23 protein-coding genes are annotated in these 25,963 nt (G+C 52.9%); 16 read left to right on the top strand and 7 right to left on the bottom strand.

Translation table 11 applies throughout. The annotated features are described in order from the left end of the window. Positions 1-47: 47 nt before the first annotated feature. The gene (locus AB1L42_RS14665) at positions 48-1,256 is read right to left on the bottom strand and encodes a sialidase family protein (RefSeq protein ID WP_367057034.1); all 1,209 of its coding nucleotides are present in this window, start codon (positions 1,254-1,256) and stop codon (positions 48-50) included. Between the two features lie 159 nt (positions 1,257-1,415). Next, the gene (locus tag AB1L42_RS14660; RefSeq protein WP_367057031.1) at positions 1,416-2,879 is read right to left on the bottom strand and encodes a DUF1501 domain-containing protein; all 1,464 of its coding nucleotides are present in this window, start codon (positions 2,877-2,879) and stop codon (positions 1,416-1,418) included. Positions 2,880-3,335: 456 nt separating this feature from the next. Between AB1L42_RS14660 and AB1L42_RS14655 the strand changes: the two genes are divergently transcribed. Further along, complete coding sequence (locus AB1L42_RS14655) at positions 3,336-3,944, top strand: RNA polymerase sigma factor (RefSeq protein ID WP_367057028.1); 609 nt, start codon at positions 3,336-3,338, stop codon at positions 3,942-3,944. A gap of 196 nt (positions 3,945-4,140) precedes the next feature. After that, on the top strand, positions 4,141-4,962 hold the full coding sequence (locus AB1L42_RS14650) for a hypothetical protein (RefSeq protein ID WP_367057025.1): 822 nt from the start codon (positions 4,141-4,143) through the stop codon (positions 4,960-4,962). Between the two features lie 39 nt (positions 4,963-5,001). Here the strand turns inward: AB1L42_RS14650 and tadA are convergent, their stop codons facing one another. Beyond that, the gene (gene tadA / locus AB1L42_RS14645; RefSeq protein WP_367057022.1) at positions 5,002-5,490 is read right to left on the bottom strand and encodes a tRNA adenosine(34) deaminase TadA; all 489 of its coding nucleotides are present in this window, start codon (positions 5,488-5,490) and stop codon (positions 5,002-5,004) included. A gap of 201 nt (positions 5,491-5,691) precedes the next feature. Between tadA and holB the strand changes: the two genes are divergently transcribed. Next, positions 5,692-6,693 (top strand): DNA polymerase III subunit delta', encoded by a 1,002-nt coding sequence (gene holB, locus AB1L42_RS14640; protein ID WP_367057019.1) that lies wholly within the window; start codon positions 5,692-5,694, stop codon positions 6,691-6,693. 138 nt (positions 6,694-6,831) lie between these two features. Here the strand turns inward: holB and AB1L42_RS14635 are convergent, their stop codons facing one another. Next, positions 6,832-8,244 carry a PQQ-binding-like beta-propeller repeat protein gene (locus AB1L42_RS14635; RefSeq protein ID WP_367057016.1) on the bottom strand — a complete coding sequence of 471 codons (1,413 nt, stop codon included), beginning with the start codon at positions 8,242-8,244 and terminating at the stop codon, positions 6,832-6,834. 379 nt (positions 8,245-8,623) lie between these two features. Between AB1L42_RS14635 and AB1L42_RS14630 the strand changes: the two genes are divergently transcribed. The 5 genes from AB1L42_RS14630 to AB1L42_RS14610 all read left to right on the top strand — a co-directional run bounded on the left by AB1L42_RS14630 (position 8,624) and on the right by AB1L42_RS14610 (position 14,452). Then, positions 8,624-9,067, top strand: coding sequence for a tellurite resistance TerB family protein (locus tag AB1L42_RS14630; protein ID WP_367057013.1), 444 nt, complete (start codon positions 8,624-8,626; stop codon positions 9,065-9,067). An 85-nt stretch (positions 9,068-9,152) separates the two neighbouring features. Then, positions 9,153-9,602 carry a tellurite resistance TerB family protein gene (locus AB1L42_RS14625; RefSeq protein WP_367057010.1) on the top strand — a complete coding sequence of 150 codons (450 nt, stop codon included), beginning with the start codon at positions 9,153-9,155 and terminating at the stop codon, positions 9,600-9,602. A 312-nt stretch (positions 9,603-9,914) separates the two neighbouring features. Then, entirely contained in the window at positions 9,915-11,312 is a 1,398-nt protein-coding gene (locus tag AB1L42_RS14620; RefSeq protein WP_367057007.1) for a hypothetical protein, read from the top strand. 262 nt (positions 11,313-11,574) lie between these two features. After that, positions 11,575-12,819, top strand: a complete 1,245-nt coding sequence (locus AB1L42_RS14615) for a lactate racemase domain-containing protein (RefSeq protein WP_367057004.1) — start codon at positions 11,575-11,577, stop codon at positions 12,817-12,819. 208 nt (positions 12,820-13,027) lie between these two features. Beyond that, positions 13,028-14,452, top strand: a complete 1,425-nt coding sequence (locus AB1L42_RS14610; protein ID WP_367057001.1) for a proline dehydrogenase family protein — start codon at positions 13,028-13,030, stop codon at positions 14,450-14,452. 180 nt (positions 14,453-14,632) lie between these two features. On the opposite strand, the gene AB1L42_RS14605 is transcribed toward AB1L42_RS14610, so the two are convergent. From AB1L42_RS14605 to AB1L42_RS14595, 3 genes are all read right to left on the bottom strand, one after another. Next, a complete protein-coding gene (locus AB1L42_RS14605; RefSeq protein ID WP_367056998.1) occupies positions 14,633-15,622 on the bottom strand; it encodes an ROK family protein in 990 nt (329 codons plus the stop codon). Between the two features lie 269 nt (positions 15,623-15,891). Further along, the gene (locus tag AB1L42_RS14600; protein ID WP_367056995.1) at positions 15,892-16,485 is read right to left on the bottom strand and encodes a hypothetical protein; all 594 of its coding nucleotides are present in this window, start codon (positions 16,483-16,485) and stop codon (positions 15,892-15,894) included. Between the two features lie 23 nt (positions 16,486-16,508). Then, entirely contained in the window at positions 16,509-16,814 is a 306-nt protein-coding gene (locus AB1L42_RS14595; RefSeq protein ID WP_367056992.1) for a hypothetical protein, read from the bottom strand. Between the two features lie 257 nt (positions 16,815-17,071). Here AB1L42_RS14595 and AB1L42_RS14590 point away from each other — a divergent pair, with 257 nt between their 5' ends. The 8 genes from AB1L42_RS14590 (at position 17,072) to AB1L42_RS14555 (ending at position 25,862) form a co-directional block, all read left to right on the top strand. Next, on the top strand, positions 17,072-18,475 hold the full coding sequence (locus tag AB1L42_RS14590; protein WP_367056989.1) for a trypsin-like peptidase domain-containing protein: 1,404 nt from the start codon (positions 17,072-17,074) through the stop codon (positions 18,473-18,475). Positions 18,476-18,784: 309 nt separating this feature from the next. Further along, positions 18,785-19,684, top strand: a complete 900-nt coding sequence (locus AB1L42_RS14585; RefSeq protein ID WP_367056986.1) for a hypothetical protein — start codon at positions 18,785-18,787, stop codon at positions 19,682-19,684. Positions 19,685-19,857: 173 nt separating this feature from the next. After that, on the top strand, positions 19,858-20,463 hold the full coding sequence (locus tag AB1L42_RS14580) for a hypothetical protein (RefSeq protein WP_367056983.1): 606 nt from the start codon (positions 19,858-19,860) through the stop codon (positions 20,461-20,463). 96 nt (positions 20,464-20,559) lie between these two features. Next, positions 20,560-21,687, top strand: a complete 1,128-nt coding sequence (locus AB1L42_RS14575) for an aldose epimerase family protein (protein WP_367056980.1) — start codon at positions 20,560-20,562, stop codon at positions 21,685-21,687. Positions 21,688-21,964: 277 nt separating this feature from the next. Beyond that, complete coding sequence (locus tag AB1L42_RS14570; protein WP_367056977.1) at positions 21,965-22,924, top strand: hypothetical protein; 960 nt, start codon at positions 21,965-21,967, stop codon at positions 22,922-22,924. A 105-nt stretch (positions 22,925-23,029) separates the two neighbouring features. Continuing rightward, the gene (locus AB1L42_RS14565; RefSeq protein WP_367056974.1) at positions 23,030-23,584 is read left to right on the top strand and encodes an RNA polymerase sigma factor; all 555 of its coding nucleotides are present in this window, start codon (positions 23,030-23,032) and stop codon (positions 23,582-23,584) included. After that, the gene (locus AB1L42_RS14560) at positions 23,577-24,125 is read left to right on the top strand and encodes a hypothetical protein (RefSeq protein ID WP_367056971.1); all 549 of its coding nucleotides are present in this window, start codon (positions 23,577-23,579) and stop codon (positions 24,123-24,125) included. Before AB1L42_RS14565 ends, AB1L42_RS14560 begins: the two co-directional genes overlap by 8 nt. A gap of 288 nt (positions 24,126-24,413) precedes the next feature. After that, complete coding sequence (locus tag AB1L42_RS14555) at positions 24,414-25,862, top strand: cytochrome ubiquinol oxidase subunit I (RefSeq protein ID WP_367056967.1); 1,449 nt, start codon at positions 24,414-24,416, stop codon at positions 25,860-25,862. Positions 25,863-25,963: the final 101 nt, after the last annotated feature.

Below are 25,963 nucleotides of genomic sequence, written 5' to 3'. Positions count from 1 at the left end.
ATTCGAATCCCAGACCTGCGAAAAGGCACGGGAACAATCAGCAACTGCTACGGATTTAATGAACCGGAAGATTCATCTTCGGAAGAAGAAGCCGCTTTGTCCGGGGATTGAAGCCACTCCAGGTTGAATCGTGCTAGGGTCAACGCATCTCCAGCAAAGCCCGGTTTCTTGCCGGTTCCGTAGAAGCAAAGAATCGTTCCGTCATGCGTGACTGCGATGTCGGAATACATGCTCGGGCCCGGTTCGAGAACCTTGCTGGTCGCCCATGAATTTCCTTCATCGCTGCTGATTTTCACGCTGAGGTTTTTACGTTGGCGACTCTTACCGGGTTCGGCCTTCCCTTTTCGGGCCCCGTCGAGGTTATGGGGATTCGAAAACAACAGCAGGTTTTCATCGCCATGGTCGTAACGGACCAACCCTCCCATGCAAATTGGCTCGAGCAATGACTCATCGAAGGTCGGCGTTGACCATCCAGAGATTCCGTCTTCGCTGATGGTGACCAGTCGACGATGTTTCTTCGATTCGTTGCGGACGTTCAGCATGACTCGACCGTCGCTCAGCTCGACAGCGACTGTTTCGTTCGGGTTGATCCACTCTTCAGTATTCGGAACAGCGATCTCTCCTGCTTGCCACGTCTTTCCTCCATCGTCGCTGTAAATCGTCGAAGTCACGGAGGGGCGATGGGCGTTTCCACCTTCACCGGTCGAGAGCCAGACAGGGATGAGAAGTCGCCCGTTCTGTAGTTGGATGCTGTGATTTGGCCCAGTCGCCAGAACTTTCCAGGGGTAATCCTTTTTGAACTGATTGAAAGCCTCCGTAATTTCCACCGGCTCGCTCCAACTGCGTCCATCGTCCTCGCTTTTCTGATAGAACGCACGCATGTACTCAAGGCAGAACACCATGTGCACAGTGCCGTCTCGATCGGCAATCAACACGGGATTGTTGTATGTCACGTGGGAGGTGTTGACGTTTTTGAGTCGCAGAGCGAAAGGGTTTTTGGGTTTCGGATCTGCAACTTCGACGATGCTCTCAGGCGGGCTCCATGACTTTCCATCGTCCTCTGACCGGCGCAGCAAGACGCGAATGTCGGACCAGTCGCCGCCACCGTGCCGTGCTTCGCACCAGGCCAAAACGGTGCCTTTCGCAGTAACGACAATTCCCGGGATGTGATAGAGATCGAAGTCCGGGTTGTCGCCGACTTCGAAAAGGTTCTGCTTACCGATGAAAGGTTCTACGCCTCTGGCAGATTGGGTCACTGCCAGACTCACGAAGAGAACGAAGAGGCCGGAGCAAGCGTTGGATTTCAAAATAGACTCCCGGTGTTGCGAGGTGAGAGGATTCCCGAACAGATCGCTACCAACAACGAATTGTTGGAGTTGGCTGTGAAGATGTTCAAGGTGTAGACAGCAGTCGTCTTAAGCGAAGATTTCTTTCACGACATGGCCTTCGACATCAGTTAATCGGAAGTCGCGCCCCGCGTGTCGATAGGTGAGCTGTTCGTGATCAACTCCGAGCAAATGCAGAACGGTGGCGTGCAGGTCGTGCATGTGAACTTTGTTTTCGACCGCTTCGTGCCCGAATTCGTCGGTCGCTCCGTAGCTGAATCCGGTACGAACACCACCACCTGCGAGAAAGTGTGTGAACCCCTTCGGATTGTGATCGCGGCCATCCGAATTTTGGGCAAAAGGATTCCGCCCGAATTCGCCTCCCCACCAGATGAGAGTGTCCTCCAGCAGGCCACGCTGCTTCAGGTCCTGAATGAGTGCGGCGACCGGTTGATCGGTCGCTTTGGCGTGGGTCGCGTGACGTTCCATTTTGCTGTGCTGATCCCAACGTGGGTTCGATCCATTGTCAGCATAGTTGACCTGAACGAAACGGACCCCTGCTTCGGACATCCTTCGAGCCATCAGGCACTGCCGCCCGAAGTCTTCAGTCTCCGGGTTGAGGAGTCCGTAGGCTTCGTGCATCGACTTCGGTTCTTGAGAAAGGTCGAGCAGTTGTGGTGCGTGATGCTGCATCCGCCACGCGAGTTCGTAGGATGCGATGACAGCTTGGAGTTCTGGATCAGGTTGCGAGCCAATTTGTTTTGCATTCAATTGGCGGAGCATTTCGAACTGCTCGCGTTGTTGAGCTGTGGACAGACTCGAGTTTTCGATGTGACGAATGGCAGCATTTCGAGAGGGCTGTTCGGCTCTCCCGAGCGGGGTCCCTTGATGACATGACGGCAGAAACGCGTTGGAGTAATTCCGGGGACCACCATTTGCAGAAGTTGGGCAGATCGTGACGAACGCTGGCAGATTTTCGTTTTCGGTTCCGAGCCCATAGCTGATCCAGGCGCCCATCGACGGTCGAATCAGATTTAGAGCACCGGTATGCAGGAAGAGAGTGCTCGGGCCGTGAGCGACTCCGTTCGTGTGCATACTGTGGATGAAACACAGGTCGTCAACTTGCTTCCCGATGTGCGGCAAGAGGTCAGACACCCAGTGGCCAGTTTCTCCGTATTGACGGAACTTCCACATCGGCCGCATCAACTTCTCTTCGGTGTCGTCACTGCCTTTGGCCAGCTTTCGAGCATCGCGAAACTTGAAAGACTCTCCGTGGTGTTTGAAGAGTTGCGGTTTGTAATCGAACGTATCGATCTGGCTCGGTCCTCCCTGCATGAACAGGAAGATGACTCGCTTCGCTCGCGGTGCGAACATGGGGGCGCGAGCGGTCAGCGGATTGGCTCTGAGAGATTGAGCGTGTTGCGAAGCTGCAGCTTCAGAAGTGGAAATATTCGGTCGGTCGGCACTGGCCTGCTGGGTCAGGAGGCTTTGCATTGCGAGCGATCCGAATCCGCACGCTGTCGATTTGAGCCAATGTCGACGATTGATGTGCATGAGGTGGGAGCCTTTAGTCAACAGTCGAAGATCGTAGGTGGGCTGACTCTGGCGGAGAGTCGGCCTTGAATCCTAACACATTCATCAACAAATTTTGACATCGACTTCCCCGATCGACGTAATTGATTGGCGGCGCGGGGTGAGTCACCCCCACACCTGGAATTCCTGACGACTGGTTCGAGTTGTGCTGTCCCCTCGCTGATTTGGCAAGGAGTTCGTCGTTTTCGAGGGTAATGAAACAGGGACAATCAGCTCAAAAAGCCCTCGAAGTGGGGCCAACTGTGGAGAGAGTGCCATTCTCTCCGTAAAAGTGTTCTACTGTCTGGTGCGTGGCATCCGCTGTCGAGAATGAACTCAGGCAGCGACCAGCGAGGCCAAAACCTCCTCAAATCCATTGGAAACTGTGGAAGATAGATGAAATCCTCAAATTCGGCACATTCTGTGGAATAAATGTCCGTGCGATTGGATCAAGATATTGAGGACATGCAGTCTGAGCGCTCATCACATCTGAACTCTGTCGGGGATCTCGTTGAAGATCACTACGCAGACCTATATCGATTCGCGTATCGGCTCTCCGGTAGTCACGCAGATGCAGAAGATCTGACTCAACAGGCATTCCTCACAGCTTGTCGTAAACGGCATCAGGTTCAAGATCTGGACCGGATTCGTGGCTGGCTGTTGACGATTGTCCGCAACTCTTTTCTCAAAGCTCGGCAACGGGACGAGAGAATGGTCGCGGCATTTGAGGAAGTAGCGGTTTCGTCCAACGACTCGGATTCTGAGACGTTTCTCTTCGACGAGGAGACGCTTCAGGCTGCGTTGAATGAGATTCCAGAACATTACAAAACCCCACTCCTTCTCCACTACTTCGAGGAGATGGGATACAAGGAAATCAGCGAGCTTCTGGGGGTTCCCATTGGAACTGTCATGAGTCGTCTTTCGCGGGCGCGAAGCGTCCTCCGTGAGCGTCTCTCCAGAGAAGATGGAACGTCAGACCTCGCTGAAGGTGATTCGTCCCGAGACAATCCTGCAACGGAAGTTCCGGCCGAACACCGGGATCGATAGAGCGTTTTGATTGAGTATTTTGCGTCGATTCGGATTCCCAAGCCCGTGATTCTGAGGTAACACTCAACGAGTAAATCTTGAATGCGGTGAACTCGGGAACATCGATCGAAACTTCAATAGATCACAACATCGAAGAGGCATGCGTCGAGCGGAATTCGCATCGAGAAGAATTCTCTCGTTTTGGACAGGACAACAGGTGAACATTCGAGAGTGCGACGGAATTCGTCAACGGATCGATTGCCTCCCCGCCGGGGAACGCGAGACCGATGACGTTCTGTCGTCTCATCTGGTGGGCTGTGCTGAATGTCGTCGCTATGCAGAACTTCAGACAGCCTTCGATCAGCAGCTTCGCCAGCAGCTACTCGATGTCGCAATTCCAGAGGGATTGAAAGATCGACTCCTGAACGCAACTTCGGCACTCGAAGATTATGATCTGAAAGAGTCAGTCGACGCTGTGCAATCTGACGAGACAGCTACTGATTCCGACATTCCAGCTAAGGTTCGGCAGGGCCATCGCGGACGGTCACTGCTGAAATGGGTGATTGCGGGGACAGCTGTCGCTAGCGTGCTCGTTGTGATGATGTTTCAGTGGACTCCTGCAGATCCACAGCAGCGTCTGACTTATGATGCTGCCAAAGAACAGCTGCTTGCTCAGCTTCAGCAGATGAGCCCTGAAGACTGGGATCGTTTGTCACCATTCGATCAGAGCTTCGAAACTCAGGGGCTTGTTGATCCACAGCTTTCTGAGTGGACGCGTTCAGAAACTGTGGGGTTGAGTCTCGATGATGACCCCGAACACGAAGTGGCGGTTTGCGAGTTCCGCTATCGTCAGTGGTCCGGGGTTTTAATCACTTTCAGTGCTGACGAATTTGATGGAGTGCCCGAACAATCTTATTCCGCTTCTGGCCAATCCATTTTGCAGTGGCGGTCACCGGGCGGTGATCTTGCCTACGTCTGCATTGTCGAAGAAGGCTCGGCTGAGGAACTGCTGACGCAGATTCTCGGAAACTTCGCTTAGACAGTTTTCATCGCGGTTTCTCACTTTATTCCGCAACGACTACTTCTTTCCCTTGGCTCGCTGCTCTGCGAAAAACTCCTGGAGCAGTGCACGACACTGATCGCGGAGGACTCCACCTGTCACGTTTGATCTGTGATTTAGCCGTGGATCGTCCGTAATCTGGTAGAGCGTGTTGCAAGCTCCTCCCTTCGGATCATCTGTTCCGTAGACGACATTCGGGAGACGTGATTGAACGATCGCACCGGCACACATTGGGCAGGGTTCGAGAGTGACGTACAACGTGCAGTTGATGAGCCGCCACGATCCCAGTGCTTCGGCGGCCTGAGTGATAGCGATCATCTCCGCATGGGCTGTCGGATCTTTGAGTGTCTCTCGCAGATTGTATCCTTCACCGATCACGCGGTCTTGATGCACAACGATGGCACCGACGGGAACTTCGTCCTGTTCAAAAGCACGATGTGCCTGATCGATCGCTTGCCACATCCATCGTTGATGGATTTCGTCGATGGTCATTGGCGTGTTCAGCATCGATTCTCAATACCATTTTAAATTCGAGTAAGCTGAGAAAGTGGAGTTCTTTTTCTCACCAATTGAGTCCGGGCGGAAACAGAATTCAAACCCGTGCGGTGAGGTCTTCAGAATTCAGCGTGATCCACTAAGATAGAAACGTGCTGGCACCTTGCCCAATTCCATTCAACTTGTCAATCACTTCAATCTTGAAATTTCGCCATGTGGCAACAACTCCGCGGTCATCAACAGCAGGTCGAGATGTTCCGCCGCGCAATTCAGCGAGGGCGGACCTCGCACGCGTATTTGCTGGTTGGTCCATCAGGCATCGGGAAGCGGCTGTTTGCCAAAATGTTGACGCAGGCTCTGTTTTGCACGACGCACGCCGATGAGGAGTTTGAAGCGTGCGGAGAGTGCTCTGCCTGCCGTCAGGTGATCGCAGGCACCCATCCGGATTTATTGACGGTTGAGTGTCCGGAAGGAAAGAACATTCTTCCCATCAGCTTGATCGTCGGTGAGGAAGAGAATCGCGGCCGCGAAGGTTTGTGTCATGATATTTCCATGCGGCCGATGTCTGCCAGCCGACGAATTGCCATCGTCGACGATGCCGAGAAAATGAACACCGAGTCGGCGAATGCGTTCCTCAAAACGCTGGAAGAGCCGCCACCGGGAGCGATGATTTTCATGATCGCGACCGAGAGTGACCTCATTCTTCCGACCATTCGATCGCGTTGTCAGCCCGTGCGTTTTTCTCCATTGCCGGACGAGGACCTCGCCGAACTGATGGTCGAATCGAAAGACGTCGAGACGCTGGAAGAGGCTCAGAAGATCGTTCCGTTTGCCGAAGGATCTCTGACAACTGCTCGACAATTCCTTGACCCCGCTTTGCTGCAGCTTCGCTCAGTGGTGGAGCAAACGTTCTCTGTTTTGCCGACGAATCCATTGCAAGCTTCCAAAATGCTTGATGCTGTCTTCGACGAAATTGGCGGCGATGCTTCACGACAACGTCAGACCATGCGTTGGGCGAATCGCTTCTTCATCGACGGAATGCGAAAACGGCTCAGAGCCGGTTCGGACCCGATGAGTGCGGATCGCCTCGGGAAAATGATCGATCGGTGCATCGAGACAGAGCTGCACCTCAATCAAACAATGCCAGTGCCACTTTGTCGTGCGTCGCTCATTGATGATCTCGGAAGACTGGCCCGCACTCCGGTTCCTGTGTAGAGCAAGTTGCAGCCACGCCTGATTTCTAGGTGATGGAGTGGGCTTCTTTAAAGCGGTCTGCGGTTACTGATCGATCAAAGTGAAAGATGAAGTTGCGCAAGGGCAACTTCATCTTTCATGTCTTGTCGTCTCGCAAACTTACTCTTCAGCGACGCAATAGAGGAATTTGTTCGAGCGGATGAACAGTTGTCCGTCGCTGATGGCGGGGGTTCCGCTGAAGTCGCTTTCGTCTTCTGAGAACTGGTTTGTGGCGAGTAGTTCATACTCATCGCCCAGGCCGACGACGTATGTCGTTCCGGATCGATCGACGTAGTACATGCGATTCCCAGCGACGACTGGAGAAGCATAGCTTTGGCCACCCATTCCGCCGCGTGAACGCCCTCCGCCTCCACGGCTGAATTGTCCACCGGGGCCACCGCGAGCACTTTCACGTGAGCCGTCGCGGTCGGAAGATTGTTGATCTCTGCCACTCTCTCCTCCGCTTTGGAGACGAGCTTGAAAGAGTTGGTCTCCGGTTTTGGCGTCGATACAACTGACGATCCCGCCGCTGATCCAGTAAATCCGTTGGTCGAAGAAGATCGGCGTCGAAATTCGACCCCGTTCCCGTCCCGACCAGAGAACGTTTGTCTCGGTGACATCACCCTTGCCACCAGAACGGATGGCGACCGATCCGCCGCTGCGACCTTCAATGAGGTAAATTGTGCCGTCGTGTTCAATCACGCTCGAGCACATCGAGTCGGAATCGACAGACTCCGCGAACCATCGCATTTTTCCGGTTTCAGGGTTGAAACCCCAGACCTCGTAGGGAACTCCAATGACTAGGTCTTCCAGTCCGTCTTCTCTTAGACAGACAACTGGTGTACCCCAGGTGCCGGTGAATCCTTGTGCTTCCTGACGCCAGATTTCTTCTCCGGTCTCTTTGTTGAGAGCGACGAGTGCCTGGCTTTCTGCCGTTGCGGGGATGATCATTTTGTCGCCGACCAGAACCGGGCTGGAGGCTGATCCCCAGCCACGCGGATCACTTTCTGTTCCAATTGATGTTTCCCACAAACGGTTTCCGTCGAGATCGAAAGCGACCGCGCCGGACTTACCAAAATAGCAGTAGATGTTTTTCCCGTCGGAAGCTGGAGTATGGGACGCATAACCATGCTGTGCGAACATGCCCCGGTAGTCTTCTTCTTTCCCGGTTGGTTCAATGTCGGCCGCCCAGAGGATTTCTCCATCGGTGCGATTCAGGCAGACCAGATGGAGCTTGAGGTCTTCCTTGCTGCCGGGATTGTCCGAATCAATTCCATAGCCTGACCAGCAGGTGATGAAAACGCGATCGCCCACAATGATTGGACTGGAAGAACCAGGACCGGGGAGTTCAGCTTTCCAGGATAAGTTCTCTGTGTCGCTCCACTCGGTTGGGATGGAATCGTCTGCGCTGACTCCAGATCCGTTTGGGCCGCGAAACCGCATCCAGTCGTCTGAATGAACAGTTGACGTGACTGTCAAAGATGCACACAGAGAAGCACACATCGACCAAGCAAGAAATCCACGTCGAATCATCCCGAGTCCTTTCCGCACGAATGGATGGCGATAAGCATTCTTGGTTGAAACGACGTGCAATCGGAATAGTTCCGAGAAAAGTCAAAATTCGCCACGAATTGTCTCAATCTGAATGGAGACTTTGGTTGAACGGCGGCGTTTCGAGAGATACCGTACAAACATAAGAGTAAGCTGATTTACCTTTCTGAGCTGATCGCTCATTACTTGTGAACTCCCTTGGACAATGCGATCTGGTCATCACCCAGTCAAGCCCGGGAGAGTTCGCTGACGACCTTTCCGATTTACGCTTCAGAACTTCGATTCCGGCAGACATCGTTTCCGATTTCTTCGCAGGCGGTGACTGATTCAACAAAGTCCGTTCCTGAGGAGACATCGTTCGATGGGTATCTTTGATTCGTTGTTTGGCGGCATGGAAGGTGGAGGCAAGTTGACCTCCCAAGAGGCGTTCGCAGGCATTCTACTCGGTGCGAGCGCGTGTGATGGACACATTGCTGATGATGAAGTTCAGGGGCTGGTCACTGCTTTGATCCGGATGAAACTCTACGAGCGAATGAACGAAAAGCAGTTCAATTCGATGCTCAACAAGTTGCACGGAGTCATTAAGAAGAAGGGTGTCGATTTTCTGATTGAAGGATGTGCTGCCGGATTGCCGGATGGATTGGGGAACACAGCCTTCGCAAACGCTTGCGATATTGTGCTGGCTGATGGAGTGGTGGAAGAAGATGAAAAGAAGTTCATCGAAAACCTGCGACGGAGCCTGAAAATCGACAGCGGCGACGCGAAGTTGATCGCGGAAATCATGATCGTCAAGAACAAGGGTTAACGACGAGAAATCCCGTTCGCTGCCAGTCTCAATCTTTCCTGGCCTCGGCATTTAAGCATCTTTCACCACGATTCAGGATACAATCATGTCACTGTTCGACGACGTTCTTGGCGATTCCGGTTCATTTACTGAAAAACCATTCGGACCCCAGGAAGGGGTTGCCGGTGTGCTGTTGGGAGCATCTGCCTGCGATGGTCACATCGCTGACGAAGAGGTCCAAAGCCTGATGACAATTCTCGGCCGGATGAATCTTTACTCCCGGCTGTCGGGGCAACACTTCGGAAACATGATGGATCGTCTGATGGGGACGCTCAAGAAAGGGGGGCCGGAGAAGCTGCTCGAAAAAGCGATTCCCGCTGTCCCGCCTGAGCTTCGCGAGACCGTCTTTGCTAACGCTTGCGACATTGTTCTGGCTGACGGAGTGGTCGATAGCGAAGAGAAGGAATTCATCGATCAACTCGTGCAGCGACTCGAAATCGAGGGAAGTCGTGCCAAGGATATCGTGAAAGTCATGGTCTACAAAAACAAAGGGTAGGGCACTCCGGCGAGAGTTGCGTAAGCGACTGTGCTGATCCTGCGAGAGGCTGATGCAATGTGTCTCGACGGACTCATGGCAACGGTCTCCAATTCTCGACATCGACCGAATGGGACGACCTAACGCGAGTGAGCGCTGCAGTCAAATTCCGTTCGACAGAGATCTGTCCAGAGAGGCTGAGATTCGACCAAGGTCGGTGACGAATGTTGCGGGTTTGTCATTCAGTTGTGATTGAATGAATTTTGGTTAACTTGATCCTCCCTGCCGTCAACTGTCGACGCATCAAGCCTGCCTTTCAACGGTTTCCTCAACATGTCAAATGAGAATACGTACTCCGAAGCAAGTGATGAGGAGGACGGTCCCGACCGAATCGGAATGTTGGTCAGCTCACTCATTCTGATGTTGTGTCTGGTACTGTGGGGAGTGAAAGCGTCGACGGGGGCATACTGGGCAGAAATCGGATTGCTGATCAGTCAGGTCGCGCTGATCTCCGTCATTATCTGGCAGGCGTGTGATCCATTCGCGGATGCCGCGCAGTGGATCGGCGATCGATTCCAACTCCCCGGATCTGTGCGGGGTGCCACATTGGATGCTGTGGCGAGTTCAATGCCGGAGTTATTCAGCGGAATCTTTTTCGTTGTTGTGGCAATCGCAGCGGTCGAGGGAGGAGTTCCTGAAGACCGCGTGACTGCCGGATCTGAAGGATATGGCTCGACGATCGCAACGTGTGCGGGCAGTGCGGTCTACAACATGATTCTGATCCCAGCCTTCTGCGGACTCGTGATTGCCTTTTCCCGCAAGAGTCGTCCGACGATTGATGTCGAGGACGAAGTCATCTCGCGAGATGGAATGTGGTTCGTCGGCTGTGAAATGCTCCTCATTCTCTTTCTTTTCCAGAACACGATGCACTGGTGGATGGGGATTGTGTTCTTGTGCTTGTACGCGGTCTACATCTTTCAGCTTTACCGCGATGCTGGGACCTATCGGAAAAAAGTCTCTGCGATCAGGCAATACGTCGCAGAGCATGGGACGGATGTAGGTGTGGGGAACATCATGGACGCGATGGCTCAGGCGGGATGGAAAGTCTCGCGAGAGCTGGTCATGACGACGCTGGCGGAAATTCGTGATGAGCTCGCTGATCGTGATGGCAACGAGGCGGAAGAAACTGAGAGTGCGGGAATCTTCTTCGGTCTCTTCTCGGTATCGCTGAACCCTGCGACGGTTTTTCTCGTGCTGTCGCTGTCGACTCTCGTTGCAGCTGGTGCTTGCTACTTTCTCGTGGAAGTCACTCTTGAGACGGCCAAGCTTCTCGCGGTTCCCACGTTCTTTGTCGCAGTGGTACTTGCCGCAGCTGCCTCTTCAGTCCCCGATACATTTCTGGCGATTGGGGCTGCCCGACGCGGCGATGATTCCGGAGCGGTCTCGAATGCATTTGGATCGAATATCTTCGATATTTGCGTCTGCCTTTCTATTCCGCTTCTCGTGAATTCCTATCTCACCGGTTGGCAACCGGTCGCGTTGCTGCAGGATGGTCGTCCGATCGCGGGGCTCGTGGGGCTTCGAATTCTGCTCGTCGTCCTTACGGTGTTGACTCTGGCGATCATGTGGCACAATCGACAGCTGACGTTTCGAAAGTCGCTCGTATTGTGTGCGCTATACGGAGTTTTCTTGGCGTATGCAGTTCTCGGTTCGTTGGGCGTTTTGTTCTAAGACGCTCGCTAGGTCACACTCTCGTCGTGCGTATCGCTCCTATTCAGCGATTCCGATGAGTTGAAGCGAATCGGAACCACGTACGGCAATGGAGTTTCAACAGCTGGTGGCTTCCAGGGCAGTTTTGAGACCACTTCTGGTGACGGCGTCGACAGCTGATCGCTATACTTCCGAAATTCGCCCGTCGAAACGTACGATTCGAGTTCGTGAGGGGTCCAATCCTCATTGAGACAAGTCCTGGTTCTTCAAACGAAAAGATCGAATGACATCAGTTCCGCAGCTCACAGAAGACGAAGTCCGCTCGTGGTTTGAGTCAGAACTCCCCATTGAGGATTTCTCAGGCAAGAAAGTTCTGTTGATCGTTCCGGATGCGACTCGAACGGCTCCCATGCCTCTTCTGTTCGATTGCGTCCATTCGAAGCTGAGCCCGCATGCAAGTCGGATGGATGTCATCTTTGCACTCGGGACACATCAGCCGATGCCGGAAACCCAGATGATGTCGCTGCTGGGAATGACAGCGGAAGACCGCTCGACGAAGTATCGTGATGTCAAGCTGATGAATCACCATTGGGATCGGGATGATGCACTCAGCACGATCGGTGAATTGAGTCCGGAAGAAACCGAAAAGATTTCGGACGGGCTGCTCTCGATGAATGTTCCGATACAGATCAATCGTTGCATTCACGACTACGATATTCTGCTGGTGCTTGGACCTGTCTTCCCGCATGAAGTCGTGGGCTTTTCCGGAGGGAACAAATATTTCTTCCCTGGAATTTCCGGTCCTAAATTGTTGAACTTCTTTCACTGGTTGGGCGCTCTGATCACCAATGTGGGGATCATCGGAGTCAAGAAAACTCCGGTCCGCGAAGTCGTCGATCTGGCCGCGACGCGCATCCCGGTTGAGCGGCGAGCGATTACATTCGTAGTGGCCTCCGACGGAACGACCAATCTGCATGGTCTGTTCTATGGGACGCCCGAAGATGCTTGGAGTCGGGCTGCGGATGTTTCTTCTCTGACGCACATCAAACGTCTCGACAAACCCTTTCAAACCGTCCTCTCATGTTCGCCCAAGATGTACGACGAACTTTGGACGGCCGGAAAGTGCATGTACAAACTCGAGCCCGTTGTCGCTGATGGGGGAGAGCTGATCATTTACGCTCCCCATCTCAGAGAAATCTCAGTGACTCATGACAAGACGATCCGGGAAATCGGTTACCATTGCCGAGACTACTTCATCAAGCAATGGGATCAGTTCAAGCATCTGCCTTGGGGAGTATTGGCGCATTCGACTCACGTGCGTGGATCGGGAACTTTCGAAAACGGTGTGGAAAACTGCCGAGTGAAAGTCACGCTCGCATCACAGGTCCCGCCGGAAGAATGTGAAGCGATCAATCTCGGATATCGAAACCCGGACGACATCAATATCGAGGACTATGCGAACCGCGAAGACGAAGGAGTGCTTCTCGTTCGCAAAGCTGGCGAACAGTTGTATCGGCTGGCAGAGTAAATCTGGTCTGAAGAACGTTCACCGTAAAGTCGATGATGGCATGGTGAGTTGATGAGATCGTTTGTCTGTGCGTGACGGAGCGGGTTTTGAAAGGTCACTTCTGATTGAACAGAAATGACGACTTTCTACAGTTGGTCGGCGCAGCTCACATCGTCAGGCGGACGGTGGCATCTGACCAGAGTGAACTTAAGAAGAGATTGACGGAGAGATGACGAAGCAGAGTGGAGCAGACGAACGTAGTACTCGCGTCGAAGAAGCAACACAGCGGATCGGTCGAGAGTTGTGGAGCCAGTTGGACCGCAGAAAACCGACCGTCTTCGAACGCAGGTGGTGGCTGGATCACATCCTGGAATGGGCGATGCAGGATGAGTCGGTCAAGATTCAGATGTTTCGCTTCGTCGATGTTTTGCCGATGCTTCGTTCGAGTGCAACGGTGACTCAACACCTGCAAGAGTACTTCGATGAAGTTCGTGACCATCTTCCGGTCGCTGCCCGGCTGGGACTCGACGTCGCGCAGCCTGATTCCATTCTCGGCAAAGCGTTGGCTCTCAACGCGCGGAACAACGCTCGAAAGATGGCAGAGCGTTTCATTGCAGGTGAGAAACCTGAAGAGGTACTCAAGAGCGTCAGCCGGTTGAGAAAACAGGGGCTGGCATTCAGTCTCGATTTGCTCGGTGAAGCTGTCATTAGCGACAGCGAAGCGGACGCTTACCAAGAAGCTTACCTGCACCTGATTGAGAATCTCGCTCCCGAAGTCAATCAATGGCCGGATGATGCTGTTCTCGACCAGGATCATCAGGGATGGATCCCCAAGTGCCAGGTATCTTTAAAGCTTTCGGGCCTCGTCAGTCACTTTCGACCTGTCGATGCTGAGGGAACAAGCCAACGAGTCAAGGAACGACTGCGGCCGATTTTCCGACGTGCTCGAGAACTCAACGCGTATGTTCACATCGACATGGAACATTACGAATACAAACCACTCACGCTGCAGATCTTCCAGGAAATACTCATGGAAGATGAGTTCCGCGACTGGCCGGATTGCGGAATCGTGATTCAGGCTTACTTGCCGGATGCGGGAGACGATTTGCAGGCTCTGTTGAGTTTCGTTAAAGAGCGCGGCACCTCGATCGGGATTCGGCTGGTCAAAGGGGCCTACTGGGACTACGAAACGATCACCGCCGAATATCGCGGCTGGCCGTGTCCGGTCTACACCAACAAGTGGGAGTCGGACCACAACTTTGAATTGCAAACACGTTTTCTGTTCGAGAACTACGAACACCTGCGACCAGCAATTGCCTCGCACAACTTGAGAAGCCTGGCCCATTCGATTGCCTGGGCGAAGGAACTCAAGATTCCGGCGAATGCCTGGGAAATCCAGATGCTGTACGGAATGGCAGAAGAGCAACAGCAGTTGTTTAGCGAATTGGGCCACCGGGTTCGGATCTATACCCCGTTCGGCCAGTTGTTACCCGGGATGTCTTACCTTGTGCGACGACTCCTCGAGAATACGTCTAATGAGTCATTCTTGAGGCTCGCTTACGATCAATCACGATCGATCGACGAATTGTTGAAAGATCCTCAACTGACAGGGGAACAGGCCGAAAGCCAAACTACCGTCGCATCCGGGGCATAAACTGGGCTAATCGAATCGCTTCAGTAGAAACAATTCGCCCGCTTACTCTATTGAGAAGCGGGCGAATTTACTTTGAGCATTTTCTGAGTTATTGGACACTCACTCGAACGAGCAAACTCGGCCTTTTGCCCGATGAAAAAGTTCAAGCGAGTGCACAGGAACGAGCAACTCGCTCTAATCCTACTTCTCGTCGGAAAGCTGATACTCCGCCCAGAGAGCTGCGCCCAAGACTCCTGCATCATCTTCCAACTTGGCAGGGACAACTGTGAAGCTGTCACGGTAGGCAGGCATGACTCGCTTGTTGGCTGCTTTGAAGACTTGCGGAATGAACAAATCCGGCATGGCTTCCACGAGTCCTCCTCCCAGCACAACGATATCGGGGCCGATGAGGTTGATCGCGCTGGCGACTGCGATTCCGATATATCTTGCTGCTTCGAGGATGATTTCCTCGATTGCTGTGTCACCTTTTGAGATGGAGGTGGAGAGTGCTCCGCTACGAATCTTGGAGAGGTCCACTCCGGAGTGTTCAAGCAAATTCGGCGCGTCACCCCGATAAGCAGTTCGCGCAGCTTGAGACGCGATCGCCAATCGGCTTGCTACGGATTCGAGACATCCACGTTGTCCGCAACCACAGCGAGGACCGTTCGACATCACCTGGATGTGACCAATTTCGAACGCCGAAACCTGTTTGCCTCGCAGAATTTCTCCGCGATAAACACATCCGCCACCGATTCCGGTTCCCGCGAAAACGCCGATCAAGCACCGTGCGTCTTTACCAGCGCCGACTCGATATTCGGCATAAGTTCCAGCATCGACATCGTTTAGAACTGCAACCGGGCATTTCAGGTCGGCTGAGACTTGATCCTTGAGCGGGACCGCTTCCCAGCCCAGATTGGGGAGATCGAGCAAGATTCCGCGATCCATATCGATCGGGCCGGGGCAGCCGATGCCGATGCCTTTTAAGTCGGTCGGTTTGAGATCGGCCTTTTTCAGAGCGTCGTTGATTGTGTCGATGATCCGGTCGACTCCGGCTCGTTCCGATGTTCCCGGCTTGGTTCGCTTTCGTTCTTTCGCGATGACCTTCCAGTTCTCGTCGTAGACTTGAGCAAGCATTTTGGTTCCGCCGAGATCGAACCCCATCCAGTATTGCGCTTTCGATTCGTCTCCCATCAGCTTCCTCTTTTCTGAATTTGTCTGAGGCTGCGAGCAGAGTTTGTTCTCGCCAACCTCTTAACGTTGTCTTCGATTTTGACGCAGTTTCGTAATTCGGATAGATCGCGAGCAGATTCAAGCACTTTTCTGAATAGTTTTCGTGTTTTGCCAGCGGCAAACAGAACGAAAACTGTGTCGAACGGTCCAGACGAGTGCAGTCAACGTGAGAAGGGTCTCAAGACAATTTAATCGATTGCCGGGTGCAAATGTGAGTCGCAGCAGGCGAATTAATTCTCTTGTAGGGCAAACCAGCGGACCATGATCTGCAGCCCGGTCAGCGTCTGTTCCAGTTGAAATCCGTTCTCGTATGACGGGACATGCGTAAACAGAAACCGGAAATTGGATTGAGCGGAGTTCTCGAGCAGGCTGGCGTAGAAGAGAAGATGATTGCACACGTACCGGCCAGCATCCTTGCTCAATTCGGAAGGAACGTTTGCTTGCTGAAGTTTTTCAAGAAGCTGATCGACACGATGGGGACAATATAGAAACGGGCTTTGGTCAGAGCGGATCGGCGTTCCCTGACGGAGCTCGCCGGAATTGTCGGGAATGGAAGCATCGTCGAGATTTTCGCCACAGGTCTCTAATCGCAATGTCTCGCTGTGTCTTCCGACTCCAAACGATAACACGACGTCCGGATTGGACATCTCGAGGATCTGATCCAGGGCGATCTCGACTCCGTTGTATTCGACCGGAAGCAAAAATGCTTCGATCGAGTGTCCGTCGATGAACGGAGTGTTTTGATTGAGAGTGTCGACGAGATCTTGAGTCGGGTTGGAGGGGGTTCCGGGAAACGCAGGGAATCCGGTGATCGCAAATTTCATCGTAGTTCTCGCTCGTTGGCGACTCACAAATTCTCGAGAAACTCGGTCATCTCTCCCAGCGCGTGAGAATCTCCGATTTTTTTGGCGACTTCGATTCCGTTTTGCAGCAGAGTTCGGGCTTCGCCCGTCTGATCTTCGGCTGCGAGCATCTGAGCCTCTTGAAAGTAGGCGGGAACATAGTCCGGGTTGATCCCTCGAACTTTGGCGAAAGTTCGTTGTGCCTCTTCGATTTCTGACTCTTTAGCCAATTCCATTGCATAAGCGTAATTGAGAAAGAGATCGTCTGGCGAATCTTGCAGCATCTCTTCGATTTTTTTCAGGCGATTCATCTTGTGGCTTTCAACTTGAATGAGGAGTGGCAGAAAGAGCGAGAAAGTGACTGAGAGGAGGACTGTATGCCGAAGGGTTTACCCAAATCAACAAGTGTCGGTTAGGTAAGTTTTGCGACGCCGTCTGTCGGGTTTCAAGGGGCAGCGGAGATCATTCCGATCATGCAAGTTGTGGAGATCAAAGGAGTGGGCTTCGGTCGGCCAGAGGGATCTCGCCCAAGAATGGACTCAGTACCCCACCTGGAACAGGTCCGCAGATGACGAATCACTTTCGCCAATTACACACATGGTTGGCTTTACTGACAGTCACTATTGCCACCTCAGCTTATGCTGAGGAAGAATTCGTTTCAGTGCGGAATACGCACCGAACGAGGATTGTTCAGCGAGCCCTCCAATCGAGTGTGAATATTCACACCGAGAAAAGACAAAAGTCGCTCGACGTCGTCTTTTCTGCCGGAAAAGCATCGAAGATCAACGGAATGGGTTCCGGGATCATTATCGATGAACGCGGTTACATCGTGACCAACTATCACGTCGTTCAGGATGTCGAACGTCTTCGCGTGACGACATTCGATGGAGCTGAGTACGAAGGACGCGTCCTTGCTTACGACGCCCAGAAAGATCTCGCGGTCATCAAAATCGAACCGCGAACCAGCCTCATCGTGGGGCAGATGGGGTCTTCGTCGGACTTGATGCTCGGTGAAGATGTCATTGCGATCGGCAATGCGTACGGTTACGAGTCGACCGTGACGCTCGGAATCGTCAGCCACAAGTCTCGCGACGTTGAGGTCAACGAAGAGCAGGCATACGAAAACCTGATCCAAATCGATGCTGCCATCAATCCGGGGAACAGTGGAGGACCGCTGCTCAACGTCGATGGCGATGTGATCGGAATCAATGTCGCAATTCGGGCGGGTGCTCAGCGAATCGGATTCGCCATTCCAATCGACGATGCTCGTCGAACTGTGGCACGGCTGATCAACATTGAACGGCACCATCAGACTTATCACGGCGTGCGAGCGATCGATTACAAGAATGGTCGCGACCGCAAATTCGTCGTGCAGTCGACGATGCCTGGATCACCAGCCAGTGCTGCCGGCCTTGAGAATGGGGATGTCATCATTCGTTCCGGATCAGTCGATGTTGTCGACGCTACCGATTTCGAACGTTCACTGTTCGGAAAGCGAGCTGGCGAAGCTGTTGATCTCGTCGTCCTCCGCGACGGGAAAGAAGAAAGCCTGCAACTGTCGGTGGGCTCACTGACAGGACAGCGATCGACGATGCAAAACCAGATCGCGAACCGGGCTCAGTCGCCAGATCGCCCGATGGTTTCTTCGACCGTGAATCAGGAAGACGAATCTGTCTGGCAAACGCTGGGGCTGAAGCTTTCGAAAGTCGCTTCGTCAACTCCTCTCCCACGACCCTATAACGGCGGGTTCGAAGTTGTCGATCTGCGACCGCAGGGGCCAGCGTCGACACGAGGAATTCAGCGTGGTGACATTCTCGTTGGTCTCGACAAGTGGGAAACCGTCAAGCGGGACGACATTGACTATGTTCTGAATCAGCACCAGTCACGGCTGATGGGGCCGCTGAAGTTCTACATCGTGAGGAATGGCGAGACGCTCTACGGAGAGATTCCTTTCGCGGTATCGCAACGATAATGACGGACTGAGGCCGGATCTTTTCAAAGGTTCGGCCTCCTTCGGTAGGAGACTTCTTGACGATCGACCATCACCGGCGATATTTTTAGAAGAGATTGGCGATCCGCTAAATTCCTCATTCCCGGTGTTTTTTAGGTCGAGATCGTCTGAAGTGGCTCACATGCCGATCTTCACATCAAAACCAATTCAGGAGGTGTGTGAAGATAGTTTCAGGTGTCTGCCAATCGGCAGAGACTTTGAAGTGATTCGGTCCGACAACTCCGAGAGCCAGTTTTCGGCCGTTCCTGGCCAAGTCGAGGAAACCTCGCGATGCATCTGTACGGTAAAATCTTCCTTTGGATGGCAGTCGTCATTCTTATTCCGGCGATCCTTCTCACTACGATGGCACTTGATATTCGCAGCAAGTGGCAGGCGGAGGTGAAGCAGCGCCAGGAGAAATTGAAAACCAGCGAACAGCAGTTGGCTGAGATGCGGCTGACGGTCCGCAATCTCGAGGAAGAGTTGCAGCAGGAATCGCACCTCTGGGGCGAAGTCTGGCAAGCTCCGGGTTCACGTTCACTGCTTCTGAACGACGGAATTCCACGTTTCGATTTCGGAGTTGGACAGAACGCTGGTTTGGGTGTTGGGCCAGACTCACAGTCTCCGACCGTCTTCGCATTTGTCGAACCACAGCCCGGCGAGTCATCCCGCTTTCTCGGCGAGTTTGAAATCGGCGATCTCAAAGCAGCTCGCTCTGGTGGTCGACTGTTGAGAAACCCATACCCCGGCGAAATTCAGACATGGCCTCAGCAGGGCAAGGTTCACTTGCGTCAAACTCTCCCCGGAAGCTGGGGAAGTGCTATCGCTCAGCTTGAGAGCTCAATCATCATCGCCAACTCCAAACTGGAAACGATGAAGATCAACGAAGAGATCGCATCGCGGCAGATCCAAAACTCAGAAGAGTCACTCGATCAGCGACTGGCCGAATTGAATGGTGACGGCAACGCTGCTGCCGGTGCAAGCGAAGAGGTTCTCAACGGTCTGGTCGAAACGCTTCGGAAGTACGATTCCGAACGGAATTCACTGCTCGAAAAAGTTCAGGAGCTGCGACGCAAGGTCGTCAACGACTACTTGTCCCTCACTCAGCAGATCAGCGAGAACCGAGACGAAGTCGAAGCTCGACAAGCGGGGAACTCTCCTGAAAAACCGGCTGTCGTGATCGCACAGTAAACCACGAGTAGTCAAAGTCTGTGATGGCAGCGAAGCAGGCAATTGCTTCGTGTTGCAATGCTTGTAATGTTGGAAGAAACGGGGCGGGGCTGCGCCCAATACTGAACATGTCTGACGGAGACTTGCGTTTGAGATGTTCCTCTTCCGCAGACTCTGCGAGGAACTGATTCCTCATGTCGGAAATAGAACGAAACGAAGTCTCTGACCGTCACTCTGCTGAGTTGGATCAAGGATTCGTCTCGACAATCAGTTCGCTGATGTTTTGGGGAACGTTTCTGACTGCTTCCGCGATGTATGCGGCTTTCGCTCTCGCTCCCTCGCTGGCCACGTTCTGTCGCGTTGAACAGCAGTGCCTGGCGTTGGAAGAACAACAGGCACGACGCTCTGCTGAAATCACGCACATGAAACGGGTCGAGGCTGCTCTGCGGAGCGATCCCGACTTTGTGCGGCGTCTGGCCGATCGTGAATTCGGAGCACTCAGCAACGAGGTCGGACGTTTTGACGTTCGAGAAGAACTCGGCTACGACGCTCGGATTCCGAGAATTGCGGAGGAGAAGGTCGTCCAGAAAGCTGACGGATGGGCTGCTCTCATCCCGGTAGAACTTCTTCAAATGTTTGCGAGTGATGCGATCTTTCGAACTCGATGGGGAGTTGCCACTCTCTTTCTCTATCTATTCGCGTTCGTATGCTTGAGCGACGGGTTTGCATCGGGAGCGATTGGGCGCGGAATGGTTCTCGGACTGGTTGCGATTGCGAGGCGGTATCAGACCTCTTCGTGAAATCGATTGGCACACGCTTGTGGAACCGGTCGCATGGTTTCAATAATCTTCGGATCAAACTCTATCGAAATGTTTTTAGATTCGGAGATTATTCACATGTGGCGAACCAGCCTTCAACTGGCAGTTGTCTGGCCATTGCTTTCTGCGACTGTCGCACTCTCTGACGTCCCCGAAGCCAAACCGTTCGGGAAGACGAAAGATGGTGAAGCGGTCGAGAGTTATACACTGAAGAACGACAACGGAATGGAAGTCCGCGTGATAACTCGCGGGACGACGATCACGAACATCTTCGTTCCAGATTCAGACGGCAATGTCGCCGACGTCGTGCTGGGTTTTGATGATGTCGCTGGGTATGAATCCGAAGACAACCAGTATTTCGGATGTACCGCCGGTCGCGTGGCCAATCGAATCGCCGAAGGCAAATTCTCTCTGAATGGAAAAGATTACTCGCTGGCGATCAACAACGAGCCGAACCATCTGCACGGCGGAGTCGAGCGAAGCCTCGACAAAGTTGTCTGGAAAGCGAAGCCATTCGAAAACGAAATGGGGCAGGGAGTTGTCTTCCGTTATGTCAGCCCACACGGGGAAGAAGGATATCCCGGAACGCTTTCCTCCGTTGTCCGAATGACATTGAAGAAAGACAAGAACGATCTCGTGATTCGGTACTCAGCGACCACCGATCAGGCGACGCCCATCAACTTGACGAATCACTCGTACTTCAATCTTGCAGGTGCGGGGAGTGAAACCGTTCTCGATCACGAATTGACACTCTTTTGCGATTCTTACACACCCGTCGATGAAGGCTTGATTCCAACAGGAGTGATTGAATCTGTCGAAGGAACTCCAATTGATTTTCGTGAGCCACATAAAATCGGTGAGCGAATTACCGAGTACGATGAAGCTTCGACAATTGGGTACGATCACAATCTCGTTATCAATGGCGAGGCTGGTAAGACTCGCAAAGCAGCAGAACTCAAAGATCCAGCGAGCGGTCGAGTCTTGACCGTCAAAACAGATCAGCCCGGCGTTCAGTTCTACTCGGGGAATTTCCTCAAAGGACAGACTGGAAAAGACGGCAAAGTTTATCCTCATCGCAGTGCGATCTGCCTTGAGACACAGCACTTTCCCGATTCGATCAATCAGCCTGAGTTTCCCAGTGTCGTCCTGGAGCCGGGCGAGAAGTACCAGCATGTCTGCATCTTTTCCTTCTCCACTGAAGAGTAGTCAGTAGATGGTGCGAGGATGATTGATGACGGCACCGAACTTCCGTAAACGAACGACGAGCGATGTCGCTGTTTGAACAAGAGGCTGAGACCCCAATGTGGGTGTCAGCCTTTTTCTTTGCGCTTTTGGAAGTTTTCTGGAAATGATGCGCGAAATCAGCACCTGAGCTTCGTTGAGGGAATGGAAGATTGGCGAGTGCGTTCAGCGGACCGGATCGAAGAGTTCTCGCTACGTCGTATGATCACGAAGCAAAATCACAATCTGCAAGGAGATGGAAATGCCGCAGCTCAATCGTTTTCGACTTGCCTGTCTGCTCGGAGTGTCGGTGTTATTCGTTGGTTTCGAACAAACGGCGATGGGGCAAGGTGGGTTCGGTGGCCCAGGCGGCTCGTATGGCTACTCCGGAGATTCTCGCCCGGAACCGGCGAAAGGGGATGTCTCCTTCAAAGGCGGAACACTCGAAGAGTTTGCGAAGGTCATGCGCGAGAGTTTTCAGGATCTGAACTTGATCGTCGATGAAGAGGCTCGGAGCGCGAAAGTCAACGAACTGGAAGTTCGGAACGTTTCTGCGAAGAGCATTCTCGATTTACTTCGAGTTTTAACCACTCCGCCTGTTCAAGTCTCGATCAGCCAGCCTGACATGATTGCGTATCTCCGAGCTGCTCCCGCTTCTTCCGGAATGGGAGTCGGATACGGCGGATATGATGGAGGGGGCGGATACGGAGCGGGCGGCTACGGTGGACTGGGAGATATGGGAGGCATGATGGGCAGTGGCTACGGTGGTGGCTACGCTGGAGTTCCTCAAAAGCCAAAGTTGATTATCGAGACGTTCCCAGTGGGGCCAATGCTCTCGGATGACTCGACGCTGCAGGCCGAAGATCTCCTCAGCACAATCGAAACGGCAATCGAACTTCGGGAGAACTCTGCGGAGTCGACACCGATTCGCATGAAGTATCATGCAAAGACGGGCTTGATGATTGTCGCTGGTACCGAGACTGACCTCCAGGTTGTCAGACAGATTATAGATGCATTGCAACTTGTCGGACATCATGAAGCGACAGCGAAGAAGATGAATGACGAACGGGAAGAGATGGTCAAGAATGTGCAGGACTACGCGCAGCGACTCCATCAATCCAAACAGAAAGTCGCTGAGTTGGAGGAATTGATCAAGAAGCGTGAGAGCGAAATTCTGGAGCTTCAGAAGCAGTTTATCGAAGCCAAACGATCTTCCCGATGATTGCTCTCTCTTTCGATCGGTGATCGATCGAGTCAGCGGGATTTTGACTCTCTGAATTCAAGTCCGTCTCGAACGCGGGTGAATACGTTTCTGCAGGAATCTGGGATGACGAGACCGGATGACACGCACGAACTGACCGAGCGTCTGATGGCCGGTGAAACAGAAGCGATTGAGAATTACTACGAGGAATTCTTTTCGACAATGTTTCATCAGGCACAGCGTTCGATTGGTGCGGATGAGCAAACGTGTCTCGATCTGGTTCATGATGCAATGCTGAAAATGTTGAAGTCGATTCGAGTCATGGAGAGTCGCTCGAAACTGAAAGCCTGGACAAGAAAGCTGGTCACTTCGGTCGCGATTGATTTTCTTCGAAAACGTCGATCCCAACTTCGGTTGGCACAGCGAGCCGCTGCGAACACGGAAACGGAAGCCTCAATAGAAGAGCTGGAACGTGTGGAAGCAAGACTTGTTTGGCTGAGCGAAAGTCTCAGCCTGCTCGATGCAGATTCTCGACGTCTCGTCACAATGCGTTACCGATGGGGATGGACACTCAAACGCATCGCCGATGCGATTGGGCTCAATCCGGGAGCGGTGGATGGTCGGCTCGGAAGAATCGTAGAGCAGTTGCGAAGTCAAGCGGAGGGTGTTGAACATGACTGAACACATCAACGTGACACTGAGTGAGTCAGGCCAACGACGTAAACAGGAAATTCTGTCCGATGTCGTTGGCGCTGCTCACAGCCTTCGCCGTCGTCGCCGACAAAGAAAACAGGCCACAATAGCAGTTTGTCTGGCGGTGCTTAGCGGACTCGCTCTCTGGCTAGCGATTCCAGGACCTGAGATGAAACAGGCCCATCGAGAAATCCCGGTTCCTCCTGCAGTCTCTCCCGTTGCCAACGAAGAACTGAATGTGGTCATTCCAGACACAACTGTTCCGAGTCCTGGCTCAGAAGTTGTCACCGAAGTGGTCACAACGCCGAAGCGATCACTCGTCGAGTTTGAAATTGTTGAGACGAGTGAAAGTGTGATGGATCGATATATCATCGATTCGACTGTGCCATCCACTGGGCGAGTGGTCTTCGAGATTCTCGATGATGATGCGCTCGTGCGCGAAATGATCTCCTGGAAACTTCCCTGGGGGCTGGCCAACTTTGAAGGTCACACCGTGCTGATTCCGCATGAACAGGCCGAGAATCTCTAGCGATTGACGAACGCCAATCGTCTTTGGAAGCAACGCTTCACGTCTTCCAGCATCTTATTCACCAAGGCAATTCGATTTCATTCCCTCATATTAAGAATCACGAATTCTAGGAATGAGGAAGTCGAACATTTGTGATTTACGGTGACACTTTTCCGGTTCAATCCTTTACGATAGCGAAGCGTCACTGCCACTCATCGCTTTCTCTGGCGAGCGTCATGTTTTGATTCAGTTCAGGAGTTTTGACGCTTTGGAGAAATCGCATTCGGGTGAGTGCAGAGATCCACGAGAATGGTCTATCGGGAAAGTGAGGAAACCGTGGACGTCCTGTTCTTGTCGCGGCTGCAATTTGCGCTGACGATCATGTTTCACTATTTGTTTCCCCCATTAACAATCGGGCTGGGGATCATTCTCGTCTACCTGAAGTGGAAGCACATTCGGACTGACGAAGCGATCTACGACGCGGCAGCACGATTCTGGACGAAGATTTTCGGGTTGAACTTCGCCCTCGGTGTTGTCACCGGGATTGTGATGGAGTTTGAATTCGGGACAAACTGGGCGGTCTATTCGCGGTTTGTCGGAGACGTTTTCGGGTCAGCACTGGCTGCCGAAGGGATCTTCGCATTCTTTCTCGAGTCCGGATTTCTCTCCCTGCTCCTGTTCGGTTGGGATCGTGTCGGAAAGTGGACGCACTTCTTCGCAACGCTCATGGTCGCGATTGGCGGGATCTTTTCTTCAGTCTGGATCACCGTAGCGAACTCGTGGCAGCAAACTCCGGCGGGGCATGTCATTCGTGATCACGTGATCAACGGTCACACTTTTCAACGGGCTGAAATCGTCGATTTCTGGGCAGTCGTCTTCAATCCGTCGTCGGTGCAACGTCTCATTCACGTTTGGATTGGGGCGTTCATTCTTGGTGCTTTCTTCGTGATGAGCATCTCTGCCTGGTATTTGCTCCACAAAAAACATGTCGAGTTTGCCAAGCGATCGTTCACTGGAGCATTGATGCTGGCAACGGTTTCGTCACTGGCCCAATTGGTCTCCGGACATTTCCAAGCCGATACCGTTGCAGAACATCAACCTGCGAAGTTGGCCGCGATGGAAGGCGTCTATCATTCCACGAATGGTGCCGAGTCATACATCTTCGGTTGGCCTGACGATGAGACCGAGACGGTCAAGTACAGCTTGGGGATTCCCGGTGGCCTCAGCATGTTGATTTCAGGTGATCCCGATTCCCATGTCATGGGATTAAACGATCTCGAAGAGACATGGGGGCGACCACCTGTCTGGTTGACGTTTCAGGCCTTTCATCTCATGGTCGGGATTGGAATGCTCTTCATTCTGACCACGCTCTATGCATCGTTTCTCCATTGGCGAGGCACGCTTTTCGAAACGCGTTGGCTGTTGTGGTACTTCGTGTTCGCCGTCGTTCTGGCGTTTATCGCCAATGAAGTGGGGTGGGTAAGTGCCGAAGTCGGACGACAGCCGTGGATTGTGTATCCGACCATCGTCGACGGAGAACCTGTTGGCGGCCTTCGCACAAGTGAGGCATTGTCAGAGGTTGTTCGAGCAAGTCAGGTGCTGACGTCGATTATCTTCTTCGGAATGATTTACAGCTTGCTCTTCGTGCTCTGGATCATGCTGTTGCACCAAAAAATTAAACAGGGACCGGACTGGCCCCCATCCGGAACGGAAGAAAAAGAAGAATCCGTGTTACGACGAAAAGAGTCATTGGCGTAGCCCGTCGACGATTCAGATGCCGATTTTGAATGACAATCAATTCGACATCAGAAATGACAAGCATCGCCAAACGGTAAGTGAAGCCGTTCGGAGCATGTACT

The sequence above is a fragment of the Thalassoglobus sp. JC818 genome (assembly GCF_040717535.1).
GTDB lineage: Bacteria > Planctomycetota > Planctomycetia > Planctomycetales > Planctomycetaceae > Thalassoglobus.
Note: the sequence above shows the minus strand (reverse complement) of the source record. Positions and strands in the feature narration are given on the sequence as shown.